Source organism: Micromonospora fulviviridis, from assembly GCF_014648395.1.
Classification (GTDB): Bacteria; Actinomycetota; Actinomycetes; order Mycobacteriales; family Micromonosporaceae; genus Micromonospora; species Micromonospora fulviviridis.
Genome location: NZ_BMRA01000018.1, coordinates 68,620 through 91,444 on the forward strand (window position 1 = coordinate 68,620; position 22,825 = coordinate 91,444).

21 protein-coding genes are annotated in these 22,825 nt (G+C 73.6%); 3 read left to right on the top strand and 18 right to left on the bottom strand.

The genetic code is table 11. The features are described from left to right. Positions 1–16 precede the first annotated feature (16 nt). The 5 genes from carB to pyrR are packed head-to-tail and all read right to left on the bottom strand — an operon-like array spanning position 17 to position 7,277. Positions 17–3,364, bottom strand: coding sequence for a carbamoyl-phosphate synthase large subunit (gene carB, locus IEY96_RS31080; protein ID WP_189198364.1), 3,348 nt, complete (start codon positions 3,362–3,364; stop codon positions 17–19). Further along, entirely contained in the window at positions 3,357–4,502 is a 1,146-nt protein-coding gene (gene carA / locus IEY96_RS31085; RefSeq protein WP_189198365.1) for a glutamine-hydrolyzing carbamoyl-phosphate synthase small subunit, read from the bottom strand. Before carA ends, carB begins: the two co-directional genes overlap by 8 nt. Continuing rightward, a complete protein-coding gene (locus tag IEY96_RS31090; RefSeq protein ID WP_189198366.1) occupies positions 4,499–5,776 on the bottom strand; it encodes a dihydroorotase in 1,278 nt (425 codons plus the stop codon). The genes carA and IEY96_RS31090 overlap by 4 nt, the downstream gene beginning before the upstream one ends. Continuing rightward, a complete protein-coding gene (locus IEY96_RS31095) occupies positions 5,773–6,699 on the bottom strand; it encodes an aspartate carbamoyltransferase catalytic subunit (RefSeq protein WP_189198367.1) in 927 nt (308 codons plus the stop codon). Before IEY96_RS31095 ends, IEY96_RS31090 begins: the two co-directional genes overlap by 4 nt. Beyond that, positions 6,696–7,277 carry a bifunctional pyr operon transcriptional regulator/uracil phosphoribosyltransferase PyrR gene (gene pyrR, locus IEY96_RS31100; RefSeq protein ID WP_189198368.1) on the bottom strand — a complete coding sequence of 194 codons (582 nt, stop codon included), beginning with the start codon at positions 7,275–7,277 and terminating at the stop codon, positions 6,696–6,698. The genes IEY96_RS31095 and pyrR overlap by 4 nt, the downstream gene beginning before the upstream one ends. Before the next feature lie 284 nt (positions 7,278–7,561). Here pyrR and bldD point away from each other — a divergent pair, with 284 nt between their 5' ends. Continuing rightward, entirely contained in the window at positions 7,562–8,050 is a 489-nt protein-coding gene (gene bldD / locus IEY96_RS31105) for a transcriptional regulator BldD (RefSeq protein ID WP_013285505.1), read from the top strand. 93 nt (positions 8,051–8,143) lie between these two features. On the opposite strand, the gene nusB is transcribed toward bldD, so the two are convergent. The 4 genes from nusB to aroB all read right to left on the bottom strand — a co-directional run bounded on the left by nusB (position 8,144) and on the right by aroB (position 11,069). Then, on the bottom strand, positions 8,144–8,554 hold the full coding sequence (gene nusB, locus IEY96_RS31110; RefSeq protein ID WP_189198383.1) for a transcription antitermination factor NusB: 411 nt from the start codon (positions 8,552–8,554) through the stop codon (positions 8,144–8,146). 23 nt (positions 8,555–8,577) lie between these two features. Next, positions 8,578–9,135 (bottom strand): elongation factor P, encoded by a 558-nt coding sequence (efp, locus tag IEY96_RS31115; RefSeq protein WP_007075814.1) that lies wholly within the window; start codon positions 9,133–9,135, stop codon positions 8,578–8,580. 417 nt (positions 9,136–9,552) lie between these two features. Further along, positions 9,553–9,996, bottom strand: coding sequence for a type II 3-dehydroquinate dehydratase (gene aroQ, locus IEY96_RS31120; protein ID WP_189198369.1), 444 nt, complete (start codon positions 9,994–9,996; stop codon positions 9,553–9,555). Continuing rightward, the gene (gene aroB / locus IEY96_RS31125) at positions 9,993–11,069 is read right to left on the bottom strand and encodes a 3-dehydroquinate synthase (RefSeq protein WP_189198370.1); all 1,077 of its coding nucleotides are present in this window, start codon (positions 11,067–11,069) and stop codon (positions 9,993–9,995) included. The genes aroQ and aroB overlap by 4 nt, the downstream gene beginning before the upstream one ends. A gap of 137 nt (positions 11,070–11,206) precedes the next feature. Between aroB and IEY96_RS31130 the strand changes: the two genes are divergently transcribed. Next, positions 11,207–11,731, top strand: a complete 525-nt coding sequence (locus IEY96_RS31130) for a DUF2243 domain-containing protein (RefSeq protein WP_189198371.1) — start codon at positions 11,207–11,209, stop codon at positions 11,729–11,731. Beyond that, a complete protein-coding gene (locus tag IEY96_RS31135) occupies positions 11,728–12,501 on the top strand; it encodes a cytochrome c oxidase assembly protein (protein WP_189198372.1) in 774 nt (257 codons plus the stop codon). Before IEY96_RS31130 ends, IEY96_RS31135 begins: the two co-directional genes overlap by 4 nt. Here the strand turns inward: IEY96_RS31135 and IEY96_RS31140 are convergent. The 9 genes from IEY96_RS31140 to IEY96_RS31180 form a co-directional block, all read right to left on the bottom strand. After that, entirely contained in the window at positions 12,491–13,000 is a 510-nt protein-coding gene (locus tag IEY96_RS31140) for a shikimate kinase (RefSeq protein WP_189198373.1), read from the bottom strand. The two genes, IEY96_RS31135 and IEY96_RS31140, sit on opposite strands and share 11 nt — an antisense overlap. Next, on the bottom strand, positions 12,997–14,175 hold the full coding sequence (gene aroC, locus IEY96_RS31145) for a chorismate synthase (RefSeq protein WP_189198374.1): 1,179 nt from the start codon (positions 14,173–14,175) through the stop codon (positions 12,997–12,999). Before aroC ends, IEY96_RS31140 begins: the two co-directional genes overlap by 4 nt. A 123-nt stretch (positions 14,176–14,298) precedes the next feature. After that, entirely contained in the window at positions 14,299–15,114 is an 816-nt protein-coding gene (locus tag IEY96_RS31150) for a shikimate dehydrogenase (RefSeq protein WP_189198375.1), read from the bottom strand. Next, a complete protein-coding gene (gene mltG, locus IEY96_RS31155; RefSeq protein ID WP_189198376.1) occupies positions 15,114–16,334 on the bottom strand; it encodes an endolytic transglycosylase MltG in 1,221 nt (406 codons plus the stop codon). The genes IEY96_RS31150 and mltG overlap by 1 nt, the downstream gene beginning before the upstream one ends. After that, positions 16,331–16,792 carry a Holliday junction resolvase RuvX gene (gene ruvX, locus IEY96_RS31160; protein ID WP_189198377.1) on the bottom strand — a complete coding sequence of 154 codons (462 nt, stop codon included), beginning with the start codon at positions 16,790–16,792 and terminating at the stop codon, positions 16,331–16,333. The genes mltG and ruvX overlap by 4 nt, the downstream gene beginning before the upstream one ends. A gap of 74 nt (positions 16,793–16,866) precedes the next feature. Beyond that, positions 16,867–19,545, bottom strand: coding sequence for an alanine--tRNA ligase (alaS, locus tag IEY96_RS31165; RefSeq protein ID WP_189198378.1), 2,679 nt, complete (start codon positions 19,543–19,545; stop codon positions 16,867–16,869). After that, complete coding sequence (locus IEY96_RS31170) at positions 19,542–19,847, bottom strand: DUF6167 family protein (protein ID WP_148426735.1); 306 nt, start codon at positions 19,845–19,847, stop codon at positions 19,542–19,544. The genes alaS and IEY96_RS31170 overlap by 4 nt, the downstream gene beginning before the upstream one ends. A gap of 31 nt (positions 19,848–19,878) precedes the next feature. Continuing rightward, complete coding sequence (locus IEY96_RS31175; RefSeq protein ID WP_091321699.1) at positions 19,879–20,340, bottom strand: DUF948 domain-containing protein; 462 nt, start codon at positions 20,338–20,340, stop codon at positions 19,879–19,881. Between the two features lie 152 nt (positions 20,341–20,492). Next, positions 20,493–21,110, bottom strand: coding sequence for a hypothetical protein (locus tag IEY96_RS31180; RefSeq protein WP_189198384.1), 618 nt, complete (start codon positions 21,108–21,110; stop codon positions 20,493–20,495). Positions 21,111–22,825 lie beyond the last annotated feature (1,715 nt).

Consider the following 22,825-nt stretch of genomic DNA (forward strand, 5'->3'; position numbering starts at 1 on the left):
GGGGTGAGCCCGGGGGTCACTCGCCGGCCCGGAGGGCGGCGTGGAGCTCCTGGAGGGGGCGGACGCGCATGTCGCCGCGGATCCTCGCCTCGATGCCCATCACCGCCGCCGCCGCTCCCGGCACCGTGGTGATGCAGGGGATGTCGGCCGTCACGGCGGCGCTGCGGATCTCGTAGCCGTCCGAGCGGGCGCTGGCGCCGGAGCCCTGCGGGGTGTTCACCACCAGGGCCACGTCGCCGCCGAGGATCAGGGAGACCGCGTCCTCGCCCTCGCCCGACTCGTAGTGCTTGCGGATCTGCTCGCAGGCGATGCCGTGCCGGCGGAGCACCTCGGCCGTGCCGGTGGTGGCCACGATGTCGAAGCCCAGGTCGGCCAGGCGCTTGATCGGGAAGATCATGCCGCGCTTGTCCCGGTTGGCCACCGAGACGAAGATCTTCCCGGCGGTCGGCAGCGACCCGTACGCGGCGGACTGCGACTTGGCGAAGGCGTGCCCGAAGTTGGTGTCGATGCCCATCACCTCGCCGGTGGACTTCATCTCCGGGCCGAGCAGCACGTCGATGCCCTTGCCGGACGGGGTGCGGAACCGCTTGAACGGCAGCACCGCCTCCTTGACCGCGATCGGGGAGTCGGCCGGCATGGTCCCGCCGTCCCCGGTGGGCGGCAGCAACCCCTCGGCGCGCAGCTCGGCGATGGTGGCGCCCAGCGCGATCCGGGCCGCCGCCTTGGCCAGCGGCACCGCCGTGGCCTTGGAGACGAACGGGACCGTCCGGGAGGCGCGCGGGTTGGCCTCCAGCACGTACAGCATGTCGCCCTGGAGCGCGTACTGGACGTTGAGCAGGCCCTTCACCCCGACCCCGCGGGCGATCTCCTCGGTGTAGCGGCGTACCTGGGCCAGGTGCGAGCCGGCCAGGGTGATCGGCGGCAGGGCGCAGGAGGAGTCGCCGGAGTGGATGCCGGCCTCCTCGATGTGCTCCATGACGCCGCCCAGGTAGACCGCGCCGTCGGCGTCGACCAGGGCGTCCACGTCGATCTCGATGGCGTCGTCGAGGAAGCGGTCCACCAGCACCGGGTGGTCCGGCGAGATGTCGGTGGCCCGGCCGATGTAGTCGCGCAGGGTGGCGTCGTCGTAGACGATCTCCATGCCCCGCCCGCCGAGCACGTACGACGGGCGGACCAGCACCGGGTAGCCGATCTCGTCGGCGATCGCCTTGGCCTCGTCGTAGGAGGTGGCCATGCCGTGCGCCGGGGCGCGCAGCCCGGCCCGGGACAGCACCGCGCCGAACGCGCCGCGCTCCTCGGCCAGGTGGATCGACTCCGGGGAGGTGCCGACGATCGGCACGCCGGCGTTCTTGAGCCGCTGGGCCAGGCCGAGCGGGGTCTGCCCGCCGAGCTGCACGATGACCCCGACCACGCCGGGGCCGCCGGCCGCCTTGCCGGAGGTGTCCTCGGCGTGCCAGACCTCCAGCACGTCCTCGAAGGTGAGCGGCTCGAAGTAGAGCCGGTCGGCCGTGTCGTAGTCGGTGGAGACGGTCTCCGGGTTGCAGTTGACCATCACGGTCTCGTAGCCGACCTCCCGGAGCGCCATGACGGCGTGCACGCAGGAGTAGTCGAACTCGATGCCCTGCCCGATCCGGTTCGGCCCGGAACCCAGGATGAGCACCTTGGGCCGGTCCGAGGGCCCGACCTCGGTCTCCTGGTCGTAGGTCGAGTAGTGGTACGGCGTGGTCGCCTCGAACTCGGCCGCGCAGGTGTCCACCGTCTTGTAGACCGGCCGGATACCGAGCCGGTGGCGCAGGGTGCGGACGCCGTCCTCGGCGGCCAGCTCGGGGCGGAGGGCGGCGAGCTGCCGGTCGGACAGGCCCGCCCGCTTGGCCGCGCGCAGCAGCTCGGCGTCGAGTACCGGGGCGTCGACGATCTCGGCCCGCAGCTCCACCAGCGCGGCGATCTGGTCCAGGAACCAGGGGTCCATCCCGCCGGACGCCTCGGCCACCTCGGCGATCGAGGCGCCCAGCCGCAGCGCCCGCTCGACCGTGTAGATCCGGCCGTCGTGCGGCATCCGCAGCGCGGCGAGGGTGTTCTCCTTCGTGGCGCCCGCCGGGTCCGGCTGGGTCCAGAACCCACCGGCCCGGGTCTCCATGGAGCGCATCGCCTTGTTCAGCGCCTCGGTGAAGTTGCGCCCGAGGCTCATGGCCTCGCCCACCGACTTCATGGTGGTGGTCAGCTCCGGGTCCGCGCCGGGGAACTTCTCGAACGCGAACCGGGGGATCTTCACCACCACGTAGTCCAGGGTCGGCTCGAACGCCGCCGGGGTCTTCAGGGTGATGTCGTTGGGGATCTCGTCGAGGGTGTAGCCGATGGCCAGCTTCGCGGCGATCTTGGCGATCGGAAAGCCGGTGGCCTTCGACGCGAGGGCCGAGGAGCGGGACACCCGCGGGTTCATCTCGATGACGACGATCCGGCCGTCGGCCGGGTTCACCGCGAACTGGATGTTGCAGCCGCCGGTGTCGACCCCGACCTCGCGGAGCACCGCGATGCCCAGGTCGCGCAGGCGCTGGTACTCCCGGTCGGTCAGCGTCATGGCCGGCGCCACGGTGACGCTGTCGCCGGTGTGCACGCCCATCGGGTCGACGTTCTCGATCGAACAGACCACCACCACGTTGTCGTGGCGGTCGCGCATGAGTTCGAGCTCGTACTCCTTCCAGCCGAGCACGCTCTCCTCGATGAGCACCTCGTGCACGGGGCTGGCGGCCAGGCCCGCGCCTGCGATCCGGGTCAGGTCCTCGTCGGTGTGCGCCATGCCGGAACCGAGGCCGCCCATGGTGAACGACGGCCGGATCACCACCGGCAGCCCCAGCTCGCCGACGGTGTCGCGGACCTCGTCCATCGAGTGGCAGACCCGGGAGCGGGGCACCAGGGACGACGGGTCGGCCAGGCCGAGGCGTACGCCGGCCTTGGCCACGATGTCCTTGAAGAGCTGCCGGTCCTCGCCGCGGTTGATGGCGTCGATGTTGGCGCCGATCAGCTCGACGCCGTACTTCTCCAGGACGCCCGCCTCGTGCAGGGCGACCGCGGTGTTCAGCGCGGTCTGCCCGCCCAGGGTGGGCAGCAGCGCGTCGGGGCGCTCCTTGGCGATGACCAGCTCGACGAACTCCGGGGTGATCGGCTCGACGTACGTGGCGTCGGCGAACTCCGGGTCGGTCATGATCGTCGCGGGGTTGGAGTTGACCAGGCTGACCCGGATCCCCTCGCTGCGCAGCACCCGGCAGGCCTGGGTGCCGGAATAGTCGAACTCGCAGGCCTGGCCGATGACGATCGGCCCGGAGCCGATCACGAGCACGTGCTTGAGGTCGGTCCGCTTAGGCATCCTTGCGCCCCTCGATCAGCTCGGCGAAACGGTCGAAGAGGTAGTCCGCGTCGTGCGGGCCGGCCGCCGCCTCCGGGTGGTACTGGACGGTGAAGGCGGGCACGTCCTTGGCCCGCAGCCCCTCGACCACGTTGTCATTGAGGCAGACATGGGACACCTGGACGCCGCCGAACTCGGTGTCGATCACCTGGTCGGGGACGACGGCGCCGGCCTGCGCGCCCGGCACCTGGACGGCGAAGCCGTGGTTGTGGCTGGTCACCTCGACCTTGCCGGTGGCCCGGTCGAGCACCGGCTGGTTGATGCCGCGGTGGCCGTAGCCGAGCTTGTAGGTGCCGAAGCCGAGCGCCCGGCCGAGGATCTGGCTGCCGAAGCAGATGCCGAACAGCGGGATCCGGCGGCCGAGCACCTCCCGCGCCAGGGCGACCGGCCCGTCGGCGGTGGCCGGGTCGCCCGGCCCGGGCGAGAAGAAGACGGCGTCCGCGCCGGTGGCCAGCAGGTCGTCGATCGAGGAGCCGGCGGGCAGCACGTGGGTGGTGACGCCGCGGGCGGCGAGCCGGCGCGGCACGTTGCGCTTGATGCCCAGGTCCAGGGCGGCGACGGTGAAGCGGTGCTCGCCGACCGCCTCGACGACGTACGGCTTGTCGGTGGTCACCTCGGCGGAGAGGTCCGCGCCGACCATCTGCGGCGCGCGGCGGACCCGGTCGAGCAGGGCGGCCGGGTCGTCGTCGACGCTGGAGATGCCGACCCGCATGGCGCCGCGCTCGCGGAGGTGCCGGGTGAGCGCCCGGGTGTCCACGCCGCTGATGCCGACCACGCCCTCGGCGGCGAGCCGGTCCTCCAGGCCGCCGGTGGCCCGCCAGTTGGAGCCGATCCGGGCCGGGTCGCGCACCACGTAGCCGGCCACCCAGATCCGGCCGGACTCGTCGTCCTCGCCGTTGACGCCGGTGTTGCCGATGTGCGGCGCGGTCTGCACCACCACCTGGCGGTGGTAGGAGGGGTCGGTGAGGGTCTCCTGGTAGCCGGTCATGCCGGTGTTGAAGACGGCCTCGCCGAAGGTCTCCCCGACGCTGCCGTACGCCTCGCCGTGGAACGTGCGCCCGTCCTCGAGGACGAGGATCGCGGGCCTCCGCTTGGTCATCGCACTGCCTTTCCGTCCAGGACCGTCGGCTCGCCGCGCAGGAAGGTCGCCACGATGCGACCCGGCAGCGTCATGCGGGCGTACGGGGTGTTGCGACTGCGACTGGCCAGTTCCGCCGGCTCCACGACGCGGCGGGCGGCCGGGTCGACCAGGGTCAGGTTGGCCGGCACGCCGGGGGCCGGGTCGAGGCCGTGGGAGTCCAGCCCGGCGATCCGGGCCGGGGCGCGGGACATCCGCTCGGCGATCAGGTCCCACTGCGGCCCGAGCACGTCCAGCGCGATGGAGAGCGCCGTCTCCAGGCCGAGCATGCCCGGCCGGGCGTACGCCCACTCGCACTCCTTGTCCTCCACGGCGTGCGGCGCGTGGTCGGTGGCGACGATGTCGATCACGCCCTCGGCCAGGGCGGCCCGCAGCGCGGCGACGTCGGCCGCGGTGCGCAGCGGCGGGTTGACCTTGTAGACCGGGTCGTAGGTGGTCGCCTTCTCGTCGGTCAGCAGCAGGTGGTGCGGCGTCACCTCGGCGGTCACCTTCACGCCGCGCGCCTTGGCGTGCCGAAGCACCTCGACGCTGCCGGCCGTGGAGACGTGGCAGATGTGCAGCCGGCTGCCGACGTGCTCGGCCAGCAGCACGTCGCGGGCGATGATCGCCTCCTCGGCGACCGCCGGCCAGCCGGTCAGCCCGAGCCGGGTGGAGACCTCACCCTCGTGCATCTGCGCGCCCTCGGTGAGCCGGGGCTCCTCGGCGTGCTGGGCGATCACACCGTCGAACGCCTTGACGTATTCCAACGCCCGGCGCATCAGCTTCGGGTCGGCGACGCAGTGCCCGTCGTCGGAGAAGATCCGCACCCGGGCCGCCGAGTCGGCCATCGCGCCCAGCTCGGCCAGGCGCTCGCCGGCCAGGCCGACGGTGACCGCGCCGATGGGCTGCACGTCGACCAGGCCGGCCTCCCGGCCGAGCCGCCAGACCTGCTCGACCACGCCGGCCGTGTCGGCCACCGGCGAGGTGTTCGCCATGGCGCAGACCGCGGTGTAGCCGCCGAGCGCCGCCGCCCGGGAGCCGGACTCGACGGTCTCGGCGTCCTCCCGGCCCGGCTCGCGCAGGTGGGTGTGCAGGTCGACCAGGCCGGGCAGGGCCACCAGGCCGGTGGCGTCGAGCACCGTGGCGTCCGGCGCGGTCAGCCCGGCGCCGGTCTCGGCCACGACGCCGTCGCGGATCAGCAGGTCGGTCGGCGCGCCGCCGACCACACTCACGTTCCTGATGAGGTACGCGGTCACCGGTTGTTCCCTCCGAGCAGCAGGTAGAGGACGGCCATCCGCACGGAGACCCCGTTGGCGACCTGTTCGACGATGGTGGAGCGGGGCGAGTCGGCCACCTCGGGCGTGATCTCCATCCCCCGGTTCATCGGGCCGGGGTGCATGACGATCGCGTGCTCGGGCAGCCGGCGCATCCGCGGGCCGTCCAGCCCGTAGCGGCGGGCGTACTCGCGGGCCGAGGGGAAGTAGGAGTCGTTCATCCGCTCCCGCTGCACCCGCAGCATCATCACCACGTCCACACCGGGAAGAACGGTGTCGAGGTCGTAGGAGACGTCCGTGCCGGGGGCGAGCGCGGGCGAGATGTCGACCGGGATGAGGGTCGGCGGGCCGACCAGGGTGACCTTCGCGCCGAGGGTGGAGAGCAGCAGCACGTTGGAGCGGGCCACCCGGGAGTGCAGCACGTCGCCGACGATCGCCACGTGCAGGCCGTCCAGGCGGCCGAGCCGGGAGCGCATCGTGTACGCGTCGAGCAGCGCCTGGGTGGGGTGCTCGTGGGTGCCGTCGCCGGCGTTCACCACCGAGCCGTCGACCCAGTTGGCCAGCCGGTGCGGGGCGCCGGAGGCGGGGTGCCGGACGACCACCGCGTCGGCCCCCATGGCCTGGAGGGTGAGCGCCGTGTCCTTGAGGCTCTCCCCCTTGGCCACGCTGGAGCCCTTGGCGGAGAAGTTGATCACGTCGGCGCTGAGCCGCTTGGCGGCCGCCTCGAACGAGATCCGGGTCCGGGTGGAGTCCTCGTAGAAGAGGTTCACCACGGTGCGGCCGCGCAGCGCGGGCAGCTTCTTGACCTCGCGGCCGGCCACGGTGGCCATCTCGGCCGCGGTGTCCAGGATCTGGGTGGCGGTGGCCGCGTCCAGGTCGGCCCCGGAGAGCAGGTGGCGGATCATGCGGCACCCCCGTGCAGCCGGACCTCGTCGGCGCCGTCGGTCTCGGCCAGGGTGACCTTGACGTTCTCGGCGAGCGCCGTGGGAATGTTCTTGCCGACGTAGTCGGCGCGGATCGGCAGCTGGCGGTGCCCCCGGTCGACCAGGACGGCGAGCTGCACCGAGGCCGGGCGGCCGACGTCGCTGAGCGCGTCCAGTGCGGCCCGCACGGTGCGGCCGGAGAAGAGCACGTCGTCGACGAGGATCACCCGCTTGCCGTCGATCCCGTCAGGGGGCAGGTCGGTGGGGCCGACCGCGCGGGTGGCGTGCCGGCGCAGGTCGTCGCGGTAGAGCGTGATGTCGAGCACCCCGACCGGGACGGTGACGTCCTCGAAGGTGCTGATCCGGGCGGCGAGGCGCCGCGCGAGCGGGACGCCGCGGGTGGGGATGCCGAGCAGCACGGTGTCGGCGGCGCCCTGGGTCTTCTCCAGGATCTGGTGGGCGATGCGGTCGACCACCCGCGACACGTCGGCGGCGGCGAGGATCACCTTCACCGAGGGTTGTCGCGGCGGCGACGAGTGGGCAGCCGGTGGGTAGGCCACGGCGGACCTCCTTCCCCGCCTCACGGGACGGGTCGTTAAAGGACGTCTGATCGACTCCGGCGGACCGCAGGGACCCGGACCGGGGCTTCACGCCACGTTACCAGCGGTCACCGGGCCGGCCGCCGCCGGTACTGACCAGCGGGTCAGCGTGGAGAAATGCGGACAAGCCGTACGCCCTCCCAACTGGGGTCGTCACCAACACTTGACCCCGTGTCGCAATCCCCGTACCGTCACGCTCCGTAGCGATAGCTGGGAGAACCCCGAGCAGCACTGGGAGTGTCCGAATGCCCTCTGAATACGCCAAGTCGCTGGGCGCCCGCCTGCGCTCCATCCGCCAGCAGCAGGGCCTGTCCCTGCAGGGGGTGGAGGAGAAGTCGAACGGGCGGTGGAAGGCCGTGGTGGTCGGCTCGTACGAGCGCGGCGACCGGGCCGTCACCGTGTCCCGCCTGGCGGAGCTGGCCGACTTCTACCGCGTTCCCGTCTCGGAGCTCCTGCCCGACGGCAGCGGGGTGCGCCACGAGCCCACCAGCAAGATCGTCCTGGACCTGGAGCGGCTCTACGACGAGGCCTCCGAGGACCTCGCCTACGTCGCCCGGTACGCCCGTGCCATCCAGCAGCAGCGCGGTGACTACAACGGCCGGGTGCTCTCCATCCGCGCCGACGACCTGCGTGCCCTCGCGATCGTCTACGACGCCTCGCCGTCGGGCCTGATCGAGCGGCTCACCGAGCACGGGGTGCTGGTCGCCGACCCGCGCGCGTTCTTCGCGTCCTGACCCGCCCGACACGAAGGGCCCGCGCCGTTCGGCGCGGGCCCTTCGTCGTCAGCAGCGCGGCGCCGGACGCGCCGAGCGGGTGTTGCCGGAGCGTCAGCGGGTGGCGTACTCGGCGATGCGGCCGAGGATGCCGTTGAGGAAGCGCGGCGAGTCGTCGGTCGACATCTGGCGGGCCAGCTCGACGGCCTCGCTGATCGCCACCGCGTCGTCGATCTCGTCCACGTAGAGCAACTCGTAGACCGCGATCCGGGCCAGGTTGCGGTCGACGACGGGCATCCGGTCCAGCGTCCACCCCTCGGCGTAGCTGGCGATCACCTCGTCGATCCGGTCCAGGTGCGCCGCGACGCCCTCGACCAGGCCGACCGCGTAGCCCAGGTGTTCCGGGCGGGGCTTCTCGATCCGCTCGAGGTAGCCGGCGAGCACCTCCACCGGCGGCCGGTCCCGCAGGTCGGCCTCGAAGAGCACGTCCAGCGCCCGCTTGCGCGCCTTGCGGCGCGCCGGCATCTGCTGCTTGGGACCCTCGGCCATCAGGCTCGGCCGAGGTAACGGCCGTCGCGGGTGTCGACCTTGATCTTCTCGCCGGTGGTGATGAAGAGCGGCACCTGGACGGTCGCGCCGGTCTCGACGGTGGCCGGCTTGTTGCCGCCGGTCGACCGGTCGCCCTGCAGACCCGGCTCGGTGTAGGTGATCTCCAGCACCACCGAGGTCGGCAGCTCGATGTAGAGCGGCACGCCCTCGTGGGTGGCGACGGTGGCCTCGGCCTCCGGGAGGAGGTAGTTGGCCGCCTCGCCGACGGTGCCGCCGGGGACGGTGATCTGGTCGAACGTCTCCAGGTCCATGAAGACGTAGTCCTCGCCGTCGGCGTAGAGGTACTGCATGGTGCGCTTGTCAACGGTGGCGGTCTCGACCTTGGTGCCCGCGTTGAAGGTCTTGTCGACCACCTTGCCGGACAGCACGTTCTTCAGCGTGGTACGCACGAACGCACCGCCCTTACCGGGCTTGACGTGCTGGAACTCGACGACGGCCCACAGCTCGCCGTCGAGGTTGAGTACCAGGCCGTTCTTGAGGTCGTTGGTGGTGGCCATTTCCTGCCTTGATCATCAATTGGCGGACAGACCTAGGAAGTCTACTAGCTGTGTCGAACCGGGTCCGCCGTGCTGAGCGCCGGCCATGGCCTACCGACCCGGTTCACCCGTTCCGGACGTGCCGAACGTCACTCAGTGCAACCACCCCGACCACCTCAGGCCACCCCCATCGCCGCCTTTGCTCTGCACCCACCAACGCAGCAGTGACTCTCCGCGACCGGGGTCGGCCGCAGCGCGGTCGGGGGAACTCACATCGTCGCAGGTCAGTGGTGCAGTGCGTGGATGGCTGCAGAGCAAAGCGGGAAGCGGGCGTCCGGCGGGGTCGGCAACGGAATCACCGTGCGTGACGCGGGCAACAAAACTACGGAGAGCCACCGCCGCCGGGCCGGCGCGGCCGGCGAGATTCGGGCCGGCTCCTCAGGCGTCGCCGGCGGCGAGGCGGCCGGCCAGGTGGTGCAGGGCCAGCCGGTAGCCGTCCACGCCCAGCCCGCAGATCACCCCGGTGGCCACCGCCGAGACCACCGAGTGGTGCCGGAACTCCTCACGGGCGTGGATGTTGGAGATGTGCACCTCGACCAGCGGCCCGCGGAGCATGGCGCAGGCGTCCCGGACCGCGATCGAGTAGTGCGACCAGGCGGCCGGGTTGAGCACCACCGCCGCGCCCTCGTCGGCCGCCGCGTGCAGCCAGCCCAGCAGCTCGTGCTCGGCGTCGGTCTGCCGGACCACCACGTCCAGCCCCAGCTCACGACCGGTCCGCTCGCACAGGGCCACGAGGTCGGCGTAGCTGGTCACCCCGTAGACGTCGACCTGGCGGGTGCCGAGCCGGCCCAGGTTCGGCCCGTTGAGCACGTACACCCTCATGAGCTGATCTCCTGGTAGGCCTCGGCCAGCAGCTCGTCCGGCGGCGCCTCCAGGATCGCCGGGCGGGCCAGGCCGTCCAGCACCACGAAGCGCAGCCGGCTGCCCCGGGCCTTCTTGTCCACCCGCATCGCGGCGAGCAGCTCGGGCCAGGCGTCGGCCCGGTAGCCGGTGGGCAGGCCGAGCGCCGCCACCACGGACCGGTGCCGGTGCGCGGTGGCCGCGTCCAGCCGCCCGGCGAGCCGGGCCAGGGTGGCCGCGTAGACCAGGCCCACGGCGACGGCGTGACCGTGCCGCCAGCGGTAGCCCTCCACCTTCTCGATCGCGTGTGCCAGCGTGTGCCCGTAGTTGAGCACCTCGCGCACCCCGGACTCGCGCAGGTCGCCGGAGACCACGTCGGCCTTGACCCGGATCGCCCGCTCGATCAGCTCGCGGGTCACCGGCCCGGTCGGGTCCAGCGCGACGGCCGGGTCCCGCTCCACCAGGTCGAGGATCACCGGGTCTGCGATGAACCCGCACTTGACCACCTCGGCCATCCCGGCGGCCAGGTCGGCCCGCGGCAGGCTGTCCAGGGTCGCCAGGTCGCAGATCACCCCGGCCGGCGGGTGGAAGGCGCCGACCAGGTTCTTGCCGGCCGCGGTGTTGATCCCGGTCTTGCCGCCGACGGCGGCGTCGACCATGCCCAGCAGGGAGGTAGCCACCGGCACCCAGCGCACCCCGCGCAGCCAGCTGGCCGCGACGAACCCGGCCAGGTCGGTGACCGCTCCGCCGCCCACCCCGACCACCGCGTCGCTACGGGTGAAGCCGGCCTCGCCGAGCCGGTCCCAGCAGGCCGCGGCCACGTCCACGTGCTTGCCCGCCTCGGCGTCCGGCACCTCGATGAGCAGCGGCGCCACCCCGGCCGCGCGCACCCGCCCGGCCAGCTCCTCGGCCAGCCCCTTGAGCGGGGGCGCGTGCAGGAAGGCCACCCGCTCGGCGCCGGGCAGCAGCCGGGGCGGCGGGTCGAGCAGGTCGCGTCCCACCAGCACGTCGTACGGCCGGTCGCCGCCGACCGGAATCCGGGTCACCTCGTCCATCGCGGGCAGCCTAGTCGAGCGGGCGGCGTCGCGGCGGCGACTGTCCACTCCGTGGCCGGCGCGGCGTCACAGAGGGTTGACCGGACAGGTGCGGAAGGTAACTGTGGGACGAAACCCCCAATGGCGGAGGTGCAGGCATGACCCGACCAACCATCGACGGCGCGGACATCCGGGTGCCGGCCACGATCCTCGGAGTGGGACTGGGCGGCTTCGCCGACGGCATCCTGCTCCACCAGCTCCTCCAGTGGCACCACATGCTGAGCAGCACCGACAGCGACCGCGTCGGGATCAGGCCGTACCCGGTCGACACCGTGCCCGGGCTGCAGATGAACACCGTCTGGGACGGGCTGTTCCACACGGTCACCTGGGTGGCGGTGCTGACCGGTCTGGCCCTGCTCTACGCCCGGGTCACCCGGTCCCGGGGCCGGCTGTGGCGCTCCCCCGCCCTGTGGGGCTGGGCGCTGGTCGGCTGGGGCCTGTTCAACCTCGTCGAGGGGATCGTCGACCACCAGATCCTCGGCATCCACCACGTGCACGGGGGGCCGCACCGGCTCTGGTGGGACCTGGGCTTCCTGGCCCTCGGCGCGGTCCTCGTCGCGGTCGGCTGGGCGGTGCAGCGGCGGGCCGCCGTCGTCGACCTCTGCGCTGCGGAGCGGCGGTGAGCCTCGTCCATGCCGGGCACCCGGCCGGCGGCTTCCCGGCCGCCGCGCTCGTACCCCTGGCGCTGTTCTGGGCCTACCTCGCGGCGGCGCTGCGGCAACGGGACCCGGGCCGGCCCGGGTGGGACCACCGGCGGACGGCGAGCTTCGGCCTCGGCGCGGCGCTGCTCGCGGCCGGGCTGCTGCTGCCCGCCGCCGACCTGCCCGGGCACATGGCGCAGCACCTGCTGCTCGGCATGCTGGCGCCGCTCGCCCTGGTGCTCGGCGCCCCCGGCACGCTGGCGCTGCGCACGGTGGACCGGCGGATCGGGCGGGCGGCGCTGCGGCTGCTGCGGCACCCGGTCCCGCGGGTGCTCGCCCACCCGGTGACCGGGCTGCTGCTCACGGCGGGCGGCCTCTGGCTGCTGTACCTGACCCCGCTGTACCGGGCGACCCTGACCCAGCCGGCGCTGCACGGGCTGGTGCTGCTGCACTTCGTGCTCAGCAGCTACCTCTTCAGCTGGTCGGTCGCCGGCCCGGACCCCGGACCGCACCGCCCCCAAGTTCCGGTCCGCCTCGTGGTGCTCGGGGTGGGCGTGGTGGCGCACGCCGTGCTCGCCCAACTGCTCTACGCCGGCGTGCTGGTGGACGTGCCGGCGACCGGGGACGAGCTGCGGGCCGGCGCCACGGTCATGTACTACGGCGGCGACCTGGCCGAGATCCTGCTCGCCCTCGCCCTGCTCGTCACGTGGCGGCCGGAGCGGGCGCCGCGGCCGGTCGCGGTCAGGGCTTGAGCAGGGCGGCGATCTCGGTGGCGATCTCCTCGGGGTCGCGCCCGTCGGTGAGCACCGTCGCGGTGGCCACCTCGGCGTAGAGCGGCCGGCGCTGCTCCATGAGGTGCTTGAGCGTGGCGCGCGGGTTCAGCGCCAGCAGCGGCCGGCCGGAACCCAGGCCGATCCGCTTCACCGCGTCGGGCAGCTCCACCGACAGGTGCACCACGGTGTGCCCGATCAACGCGGCGCGGTTCTCCTCGGCGAGGACCGCGCCGCCGCCGAGGGCGAGCACCCCCGGGTGTGAGGCCAGCCCCGCCGCCACGGCGGCCCGTTCGAGGGTACGGAAGTGCTCCTCCCCCTCGTCCACGAAGATCTCCGGGATCGGCTTGCCGGCGAGCTGCTCGATGTCGGTGTCGGTGTCCCGGAACCCGACGCCGAGCACCGCGGCGAGCGCCTGCCCCACCGTGGTCTTGCCCGAGCCGGGCGCCCCCACCAGCACGCAGACCGGCCGGGTGCTCACCTGATCACCAGGGCGTCGAGGTAACCGGACAGGTTGCGCCGCATCTCGGCGACCGAGTCGCCGCCGAACTTCTCCACCGCCGCCTCGGCCAGCACCAGCGCCACCATGGCCTCGGCCACCACGGCCGCAGCCGGCACCGCGCACACGTCGGAGCGCTGGTTGATGGCGGTGGCCGGCTCGCCGGTGACCACGTCGACCGTGGACAGCGCCCGGTTCAGCGAGGAGATCGGCTTCATGGCCGCCTTCACCCGCAGCGGCTCACCTGTGGTGATGCCGCCCTCCAGGCCGCCGGCGCGGTCGGTCACCCGCCGCACGCCGGTGGCGGTGGGCAGGATCTCGTCGTGCGCCTCCGAGCCGCGGGAGCGCGCCTGCAGCCAGCCGTCGCCGATCTCCACGCCCTTGATGGCCTGGATCGACATCAGCGCGGTGGCCAGCCGGGCGTCGAGCTTGCGGTCCCACTGCACGTGGCTGCCCAGGCCCGGCGGCACCCCGTACGCCAGCACCTCGACCACGCCGCCGAGCGTGTCGGCAGCCTTCTTGGCGGCGTCGACCTCGGCGACCATCCGGGCGCTGGCCTCCGGGTCGAGGCAGCGCAGCGGGTCGGCGTCGATCCGGGCGGCGTCGGACGGGGTGGGCCGGAGGCCCGGCTTCGCGGCGACCGGCCCCAGCTCCACCACGTGGGAGACGATCTCGATGCCGAGGGCCTGCTTCACCAGGGCCTTGGCGACCGCGCCCACGGCGACGCGTGCGGCGGTCTCCCGGGCGCTGGCCCGCTCCAGGATCGGCCGGGCGTCGGTGTGGCCGTACTTCTGCATGCCGGCCAGGTCGGCATGGCCGGGCCGGGGGCGGGTGAGCGGAGCGTTGCGGGCCTGCCCGGCGAGCTCCTCCGCGTCGACCGGGTCGGCGGCCATCACGGTGCGCCACTTCGGCCACTCCGAGTTGCCCACCCGGACGGCCACCGGGCTGCCGATCGTCACGCCGTGCCGGAGCCCGCCGATGATCTCGACCTCGTCCTGCTCGAAGGACATCCGGGCGCCCCGGCCGTAGCCGAGCCGGCGCCGGGCCAGCTCGCCGGAGATCTCCGTGGTGGTCACCTCGATGCCGGCGGGTACTCCCTCCAGCAGCGCGACGAGGGCGGGTCCGTGCGATTCACCTGCAGTCAGCCAGCGCAACACAGCGGTCAGTCTGTCACGCCCGGTGTCCGCCGCGTCGCCCTGCCCACCGCGTCCCGCCCTGCGGACGCGACCGTCCGGGCGGCGGGCGCGCGGCGGGTTCGGAGACCCGAGCGGGACTCGCCGTCAGGCCGCGGCGCGTGCCTGCGCCAGCGCGGCGCGCATCGCCTCCCGGGGCGCGGGGACGCCGGTGAAGTGCTCGAACTGGCCGACCGCCTGGGCCAGCAGCAGGTCCAGCCCGGAGACCACCCGGCAACCGGCGGCGAGCGCCGCCGCGGCCAGCGGGGTGGGCCACGGGTCGTAGACCACGTCGAAGAAGACCGTGGCCGGCCGCCAGTCGAAGTTGTCCGCGAGCGGGTCGGCCACGCCCTTCGGCACCGTGGAGACCACGAGGTCGGCCCGGGCGTGCGCCGGGTCGCCGTCCCAGGGCGCGCCGACCAGCGGGACACCGACCGCCTCGGCCATCGGGCACAGCTCGTGCACCGCCTCGGGCCGGCGGGCCACCACGGTCACCTCGGCCGCGCCGATCCGGGCCGCCGCCGCGACGGCCGCCCGGGCGGTGCCACCCGCGCCGAGCACCGTGACCGTGGCGCCCGACGCGCAGCCGGCGGCCGTGAGCACGTCGACCATGCCGGCGACGTCGGTGTTGTCGGCGTACCAGGTGCCGTCCGGCCGGCGTACCAGGGTGTTGGCGGCGCCCACCGCGGCGGCGACCGGCGAGACCTCGTCGGCCAGCGCGAGCGCCGCCTCCTTGCCCGGCATGGTGACCGACAGGCCGGCCCACTCCGGGCCCAGGCCCGCGACCAGGCCGGCCAGCTCGTCGGCTGCGCACTCGATCCGGGTGTACGACCACCCGGTCAGCCCGGCCGCCGCGTACCCGGCGTTGTGGATCACCGGGGAGAGCGAGTGGGCGATCGGCCGGCCCACGACGGCGGCCTTCATCAGGTGCAGTTCTCCCCGGTGAGCACCTTGTTGTCGCACATCTGCTTCTGCAGCTTCCGGAAGTCGGCGTCGTTCGAGCCGTAGCCCATCGTGCCCTTCTGGTCCACCGTCATGAAGAAGATCCAGTCGCCGGGCGGCGGCTCCAGGGCGCCCTTGAGCGCGGCCTGGCCCGGGTTGCTGATCGGGGTGATCGGCAGGCCGGCCACGTTGTGCGTGTTGTACGGGTTCTTCAGGTCGTTGATCTCGCTCTGCAGCAGGTCGTCGGAGTCCTTCGGGTCCTTGCCCTGCAGGCGGAAGTAGTAGTTGATGCCACTGTCGATGCCGAGGCACCTGCAGCCGATCTTGCCGGCGTAGACCCGGTTGTAGATCACCCGGGAGACCTTGGGCAGGTCGACCGCGTTCACCGACTCGGCCTCGGCGATCGAGGCGGTGATCAGCGCCTCGTACGGGGAGATCTTGCGCTCCTTCTGCGCCCGGTCGACGAAGTTGAGCTCCTGGGTGACGCGGAGGAACTCGTTCACCATCATCGAGAGGATCTGCTCGGCGGTGGCCTTCGGCGGGATCTCGTAGGTGGACGGGTAGAGGAAGCCCTCGATGCTCTTCGGGCCCTTCTTGCCGTCCTCCCGGTTGAACCAGAAGGCGGGCACGCCCAGCTTGACCGGATCCTTCGCGGCGTCCTGGAAGTCCTTGACCGGGATCTTCGTCTGCTTCGAGAGGATCTGGTAGATGTTCAGGCTGATCGTGCCCTCGGGGATGGTCACCCCGTTGACCACCCGGCTCTTCGGGTCGAGCATCAGCGTGATCACGTCCGCGGCCTTCATCTGCTTGCGGACCTTGTACCGGCCGACCTGGATGTTCTTGCTGCGTGAGTTCGCGTCGGCCGCCTCGATGAACGCCTTGGTGCTCTTCACCACGCCGGCGTCGTAGAGGGTGTTGCCGATGTCGGTGAGGGTGTCGCCGGCCTTCACCTCGACCATCGCCTCGCCCGTGCCCGGGCCGTCGTAGTCCGGCGTGACGAAGTGGTTGCGGATCCGGTCGAAGCCGACGTACGCGCCACCACCGATGCCGCCCAGCAGCACGAGCGCCATCAGCAGGGCGAAGATGGTCTTGCCCCGGCCACCGCCCGAACCGCCGTTGCGCTTGCGCACGGCGCTGCGCCGGTGCCGGCCCTTCTCCCCCCTCTCCGCCTCGTCGAAGCCCAGATCAAGATCGTCGATCATTGCGTCCGCCTCCGCTGCGCGTCCAGCCAGCTCTGCAGAATCTCCACCGCGGCGGCCTGGTCGACCACCGCCCGTTGGCGCTTTCCCCGGACGCCCCGTTCGGCCAGCCTACGACTCGCGACCACGGTCGACATCCTCTCGTCCGTCAGCGTCACCGGAATCGGCCCCATTACATCGGCCAACCGGGCAGCATAGGCCGAGACGTTTTCCGCCGCGGGGCCGTGCTTTCCGGCGAGGTTGACCGGCAGGCCGACCACGATCTCGACCGCCTCGTGCTCGGCGGCGAGCCGGACCAGCTCGGCGATGTCGGTGGGCACCGCGTCCGGCGCGGCCGTCAGGTCGCGGGCGAGGGTGACCAGCGGGGTGGCCAGGACGCCGTGCGGGTCGGATCGGGCCACCCCGACACGGACCTGGCCGACGTCGACGCCGAGCCGGACACCACGGGACAGTTCAGCCATCTACCGGACACCTTTCCTCCGGTACAGGCCAGGGCGGACCCGGTGGTCCGCCCTGGCGTCGATCGGTGCGTACATCAGGCGTCGGCGATCGCCTTCTCCACGGTGGCCAGCAGGTTCGGCGCCTCCGCGGCGGGCAGGCCGCCGCCCTGGGCGAGGTCGTCGCTGCCGCCGCCCCGACCGGAGAAGGCCGCCTTCACCAGATCCTTCGCGGTCAGGCCCCGCCCCCGGGCGGCCTGGTTCACGGCCACCACCAGGGACGCCTTCCCGTTGGCCCGGGCGGCCACCGCCACCACGGCCGGGCGGGCCGGGTCGATCCGGCCCCGGATCTCCTGGGCCAGGGTCCGCACGTCGTTGCCGGCCGCGCCCTCGGGCGCCTCGGTGCCGACGTACGCGACGCCGCGGACGTCCTTCGCCTGCGCCGCGAGGGCCGCGGCCCCGCCGAGCACGAGCTGGGCGCGGAGCTTCTCCAGTTCCTTCTCCGCGTCGCGGAGCTGGGTGACGGTCTGCTCCACCCGGTCGGCGACCTGGTCGCCCGGCACCCGGAACAGCTCAGCGAGCCGGGAGACCAGCAGGTGCTCGCGGGCCAGGAAGCCGAAGGCGTCCATGCCGACCAGCGCCTCGATCCGGCGCACGCCGGAGCCGACCGACGCCTCGGAGAGGATCTTGACGAGGCCGAGCTGGGCCGAGCGGGCCACGTGGGTGCCGCCGCACAGCTCCCGGGCGTAGTCGCCGACCTCGACGACCCGGACCCGCTCGCCGTACTTCTCGCCGAACAGCGCCATGGCGCCGATCCGGCGCGCCTCCTCCTGGGTGGTGATGAAGGCGTGCACCTCCAGGTCGGCCAGGAGCACCTCGTTGACCTGCTGCTCCACGTCGTGCAGCACGCTCGGCGCCACCCCGGTCGGGGTGTTGAAGTCGAACCGCAGCCGGCCCGGCGCGTTCAGCGAACCCGCCTGCGTGGCCGACTCACCGAGGAAGTTGCGCATGGTCTGGTGCACCAGGTGCGTGGCGGTGTGCGAGCGGGAGATGGCCCGCCGGCGGGACACGTCGATCTCGGCGTAGCCCGTCTCCCCGGCGCGCACCTCGCCGCGGAGCACCTTGGCGCGGTGCACGATCAACCCCGGCACCGGCTGCTGCACGTCGAAGACCTCGACCTGGCCGCCGCCGACCGTGATCAGACCCTGGTCGGGCTGCTGGCCGCCGCCCTCGGCGTAGAACGGGGTGGTGTCGAGCACCAGCTCGATGGTGTCGCCCTCGACCGCCGCGGCCACCTCGGCGCCGCCGGCCAGCAGCGCGCGCACCCGGGACTCCCGGGTCAGCTCGGTGTAGCCGGTGAACTCCACCGCCCCGCCGCCGTCCAGCACCGACCGGTACGCCGACACGTCGGTGTGCCCGGTCTTGCGCGCCTGGGCGTCGGCCTTGGCCCGGCTTCGCTGGTCGGCCATCAGCCGGCGGAAGCCCTCCGCGTCGACCTGGAGGCCCTGCTCGGCGGCGATCTCCAGGGTCAGGTCGATCGGGAAGCCGTACGTGTCGTGCAGCTGGAACGCCTTGTCGCCGGAGATCGACGCCTGCCCGGCCGACTTGGTCTCCGCGATGGCGGTGTCCAGGATCGTGGTGCCGGCGCGCAGCGTGGCGAGGAAGGCGTCCTCCTCGGCGTACGCGTACTGGGAGATCCGGCCGAACTCCTCGGCCAGCTCCGGGTAGGACGGGGCCATGCAGTCCCGGGCCACCGGCAGCAGCTCGGGCAGCGCCCGGTCCTGGTAGCCGAGGAGGCGGACCGCGCGGATGGCGCGGCGCATGATCCGGCGCAGCACGTAGCCGCGGCCCTCGTTGGACGGGGTCACCCCGTCACCGATCAGCATCAGCGCGGTACGCACGTGGTCGGCGATCACCCGCAGCCGCACGTCGTCCGGGTGCGACTCGCTGGCCACGTGGCCGGAGTGCGCGCCGTAGCGCTTGCCGGTCAGCTCGGCGGCCCGGTCCAGGATCGGCCGGACCTCGTCGATCTCGTAGAGGTTGTCGACGCCCTGGAGGATGGAGGCCATCCGCTCCAGGCCCATGCCGGTGTCGATGTTCTTCGCCGGCAGCTCACCGAGGATCGGGTAGTCCTCCTTGCCGGTGCCCGGACCCCGATCGAACTGCATGAAGACGAGGTTCCAGAACTCCATGTAGCGGTCCTCGTCGACCGCCGGGCCGCCCTCGCGGCCGTACTCGGGGCCGCGGTCGTAGAACAGCTCGGAGCACGGGCCGCACGGGCCGGGGATGCCCATCGACCAGAAGTTGTCGGCCTTGCCCCGGCGGACGATCCGCTCGGCGGGCACGCCGACCGAACGCCAGATCTGGAACGCCTCGTCGTCGTCCAGGTAGACCGTCGGCCAGATCCGCTCCGGGTCCAGCCCGAAACCGCCCGCCTCGACCGGCTTGGTGACCAGGTCCCAGGCCAGCGGGATGGCGCCGTCCTTGAAGTAGTCGCCGAAGGAGAAGTTGCCGTTCATCTGGAAGAACGTGCCGTGCCGGCTGGTCTTGCCGACCTCGTCGATGTCCGGCGTCCGGATGCACTTCTGCACGCTGACCGCGCGCCGGTACGGCGGGGTCTGCTGGCCCAGGAAGTAGGGGACGAACTGCACCATGCCGGCGTTGACGAACAGCAGGTTCGGGTCGCTGATGGCGGGCAGCGGAGCGGACGGCACCACGGCGTGGCCGTTGGCCTCGAAGTGGGCGAGGTACCGCCGCTTGATCTCCGCCGTCTTCATCGCTGGTGCTCCTCCGGGAAAATCTCTCGGTCGCCGATACGCGGGTCCTCCCGCAGCTCGGCGAACTGGTCGTCGTACGCCTCGCCGCGGGCGAAGGCCTCGTGGATCTCCTGCTCGCGCTCGGCCATCCCGGCCCGGACGTCGTCCACGAAACTCCGGACCGACTCCACGAGTCCGCCGGCGGACTCGGACAGCCCGCTGGCGATGCCCGCCGGCGTGTACGCCTGCGCCGTGCGGGTGGCCTTACGGACCACCAGCACGCCCACGGCCAGCCCGATGCCCAGCCAGAACAACCGCCTCATGCTCTCATCCTCCCGCTGTTCGCCGGCCGGGTCAGCGGTTGCCGCGCCTGGCGGCCCGGCGCTGCTGCTTGATGGTGTCGCGCACCTCGCGCTCGGTCTCCGCGTGCCGGCGGGCGGCGGCGGCCTTGCGCACGCCGTAGCCGAACGCGGCGACCTTGACCAGCGGGTTCGCGGCGGCGGCGGAGACCACGGCGGCCAGGTTCGCCACGTTGGCGGTGACGTTCTGCGCGTGGGTGGTCATGGTGTCCACCTTGGCGAGTTGCAGGTTGACACCGTCCAGGGAGGTCTGCACCTGCTCCAGGGCGGTGTTGACGTTCTTCACCGTGGTGTTCACGTCACCGAGCAGCGGCGCGGTGCGGTCGTTCAGGTCGGCGATCATGCGGGTCGTCGCGTCCACGGTGTGCCGCAGCCGCAGGATCGGCACCGCCAGCACGAGCACCAGCATCAGGAACGCGCCGGCCGCGATCAGCGCAGCGATCTCTCCACCACTCACGCCCATGTCCTCCTCAAGCAGTGTCCCGGGGCCCGACGCCCCGGGACGCGCGACCGTACCTACCCGGTCCGCCGCACGCCGACCCCTGACCGGTCAACGGGGCGGACGGGCCCCGCCAGCCCCAGACCCTACCGTCCGTGATGGAAACCGGCTCACGACGGTGAGGGTGTCGCCTCGCCGAGCGGATCGTCGGTGAGGGTCGGGTACGGGTCCTCACCGGTGAGTGACGGATCGGTGCTCGGCTGTGGTCCAATGCGCTCGTCGTCGATCGCGTTGCGCACCTTCACCGACACCAACGAGCCGGCGCACTCCCCCGCTGCGGCCGCGGGCGCCGGAGACGGCGGAGCCTGGCCGGCCTCCGGAGCCGGCACGCAGGTGGGCTCGCGGACCCAGAGGTCGAGGGTGAGCTCGTCCCGGCGCCAGCAGGTGTAGCTCCCCTTGACCTGCTGCTCCGGGCAGCGGTCCACCTTCCAGCGCTCCCAGCCGTCGCGGGACAGCGCCGCCTCGTAGACCTGGGCGGTCTCCTTCCACGCCTTCTGCGACTCGACGGTGCGTTCGCGCAGCCGGCAGTCCTGGAAACACCACCGGCTGCCGCTCACGTTGTCCACCGTCTTGGCCGCCGCCCAGGACGGCACGCCCAGCGCGTCGAGGGTGTCGAAGACCGGGTCGTGGCTCAGCGTGCGCAGCCCGAAGAAGAGCGGCACCGCGCCGAGCAGCACCACGCTGACCAGGGCGAGGATGCCCATCCGCAGCCGCCGTCGCTCACGCATCTGCCGGCGCAGCTCCGAGCGGGCGCCCCGCAGGCCGCCCGCCGTGTCGTCGGCCTCCCCGGGCGCGCCCTCGGCCCGCCGCAGCGCCGGTCCGGCGCCGTCGCCCGGTCCCGGCCGCGCCACCGCCGGCTCGCCCTGTGGTACGACCGCGGCGGCCCGCGCCACCGCCGGCTCTCCGGGCGGTACGACCGCCGCGGCCCGCGCCACCGCCGGCGCGCCGCGTCCCGGCGGTACGGCGCCCGGGCCGGCCGGGCCGGGTCGGGTGGGGTCCGGCGCGGGCGGGGTGGCCCGGCCGGCCGGCCGNNGCCGCGGGGCGGGCCACCGAGGCGGCCGCGCGGGCCACCGGGGGCGCAACGGCCGCGGCGCGTGGGCCCGGCTCGCCGGCCGGGTGCGGGTCGCCCGCCGGCGGCACGGCGCCGTCCGGGCGGGCCGCGCCGCGGGCGGGACCACGCGGGTCGCCGCCGGCGGGGAAGCCACCGGTCCGTGCGGGATCACCGGCGGGGAAGCCGCCCGTGCGCGCCGGGTCGCCGCCCGGACCACGCCCGCCGGCCGGCAGGCCTCCGGTACGTGCCGGGTCACCGGCCGGGAACCCAGCGGTGGCGCCCGGACCCCGTCCGCCGTGACGGTCGCCGGTGGGCACACCGCCGGTGCGGGTCGGGTCACCACCGGCCGGGAAACCGCCGGTGCGGTCCCGGTCCGGTCGGGCGGCGCCACGGGCGCCGTCGTCCGGAGCGGTAGGCCGGGCGGCCGGGCCGCCGGGTCGGGCCGCGCCACGGGCGGGGCCGGGCTGGTCGGGCTTCACCGGCGGCACGGCCGCGCCGACGCGGCCGGCCGGGCCGTGGTCGGGTCCCGCCGGCCCGCCGCGCCGGGCGGCGGTCGGCTCGTCGGCCGGGGGGCCGCCGGGGCGGCGGACCGCCGGCATGGCGGGGTCGCTGTGCGAGGTGCGGCCGGCCTGCCGCAGCCAGTCGGCGGGCCGCTCGGGCCGCTGCGGCCGCGGCTCGTCGGCCTCCCCGCGCGCCCCGCGACGCGGGGCCGGCGGAGCGTCGCCGGTCGCGCCGGGTCCACCCGCCGCCTCGGACGCGGCACGACGGCCGGCCGGAGCATCGGACGCGGCACGACGACCGGACGGAGCATCGGGAGTGGCGCGGCGGCCGGCCGGAGCATCGGGCGCGGCACGGCGGCCGGCCGTGCCGTCAGGCGTGGCACGACGGCCGGGCGCGGCCGGGCCGTCGCCGGCGGCCCGCCGGCCGGACGGCATCGCCGTGTCGTCGTCGGGTGCACCCCGGCGACCCGGCGCCATGCCGTCGTCGGCGGCGGCCCGTCGGCCGGACGGCGTCGCCGCCTCGTCCGGGCCGGCGCGGCGGCCGCGCCGCACGGCGGGGCTCTCGGGCGCCGCGTGCCCACCGGCCGGCATCGCGACGTCGTCGGGAGCGCCACGGCGACCGGGCGGGACCGCCGGTGCGTCCGGGGCCGTGCGGCCGCCGGGCGTAGAAGGGGCGGCGCCGGCTCGCCGGCCGGCCGGCGGCACGGCGGCGCCGGGACCGGGCTGGGAGCCGGGCGGGGCGGCGGCGGGGGCGCGGCGCGGGGTCGGCGCGGGTCCCTCCGGCCGGCGGTCGGCGTCGGGCCCGGCACCGGGCACCGGCGGGGCATTGCCGGTGCGGGGCACCGGGGGCTGGTTCGGTTCCCCGGCACGGCGGCGGCCTCCGGCTCGGCGA

Excerpts from the sequence above, each read along its gene's own strand:
- carB (WP_189198364.1), bottom strand. The coding sequence starts at position 3,364 with ATGCCTAAGCGGACCGACCTCAAGCACGTGCTCGTGATCGGCTCCGGG.
- carA (WP_189198365.1), bottom strand. The coding sequence starts at position 4,502 with ATGACCAAGCGGAGGCCCGCGATCCTCGTCCTCGAGGACGGGCGCACG.
- IEY96_RS31095 (WP_189198367.1), bottom strand. The coding sequence starts at position 6,699 with ATGATCCGCCACCTGCTCTCCGGGGCCGACCTGGACGCGGCCACCGCC.
- bldD (WP_013285505.1), top strand. The coding sequence starts at position 7,562 with ATGCCCTCTGAATACGCCAAGTCGCTGGGCGCCCGCCTGCGCTCCATC.
- nusB (WP_189198383.1), bottom strand. The coding sequence starts at position 8,554 with ATGCCGGCGCGCCGCAAGGCGCGCAAGCGGGCGCTGGACGTGCTCTTC.
- efp (WP_007075814.1), bottom strand. The coding sequence starts at position 9,135 with ATGGCCACCACCAACGACCTCAAGAACGGCCTGGTACTCAACCTCGAC.
- aroQ (WP_189198369.1), bottom strand. The coding sequence starts at position 9,996 with ATGAGGGTGTACGTGCTCAACGGGCCGAACCTGGGCCGGCTCGGCACC.
- aroB (WP_189198370.1), bottom strand. The coding sequence starts at position 11,069 with ATGGACGAGGTGACCCGGATTCCGGTCGGCGGCGACCGGCCGTACGAC.
- IEY96_RS31130 (WP_189198371.1), top strand. The coding sequence starts at position 11,207 with ATGACCCGACCAACCATCGACGGCGCGGACATCCGGGTGCCGGCCACG.
- IEY96_RS31150 (WP_189198375.1), bottom strand. The coding sequence starts at position 15,114 with ATGAAGGCCGCCGTCGTGGGCCGGCCGATCGCCCACTCGCTCTCCCCG.
- mltG (WP_189198376.1), bottom strand. The coding sequence starts at position 16,334 with ATGATCGACGATCTTGATCTGGGCTTCGACGAGGCGGAGAGGGGGGAG.
- ruvX (WP_189198377.1), bottom strand. The coding sequence starts at position 16,792 with ATGGCTGAACTGTCCCGTGGTGTCCGGCTCGGCGTCGACGTCGGCCAG.
- alaS (WP_189198378.1), bottom strand. The coding sequence starts at position 19,545 with ATGAAGACGGCGGAGATCAAGCGGCGGTACCTCGCCCACTTCGAGGCC.
- IEY96_RS31170 (WP_148426735.1), bottom strand. The coding sequence starts at position 19,847 with ATGAGGCGGTTGTTCTGGCTGGGCATCGGGCTGGCCGTGGGCGTGCTG.
- IEY96_RS31180 (WP_189198384.1), bottom strand. The coding sequence starts at position 21,110 with ATGCGTGAGCGACGGCGGCTGCGGATGGGCATCCTCGCCCTGGTCAGC.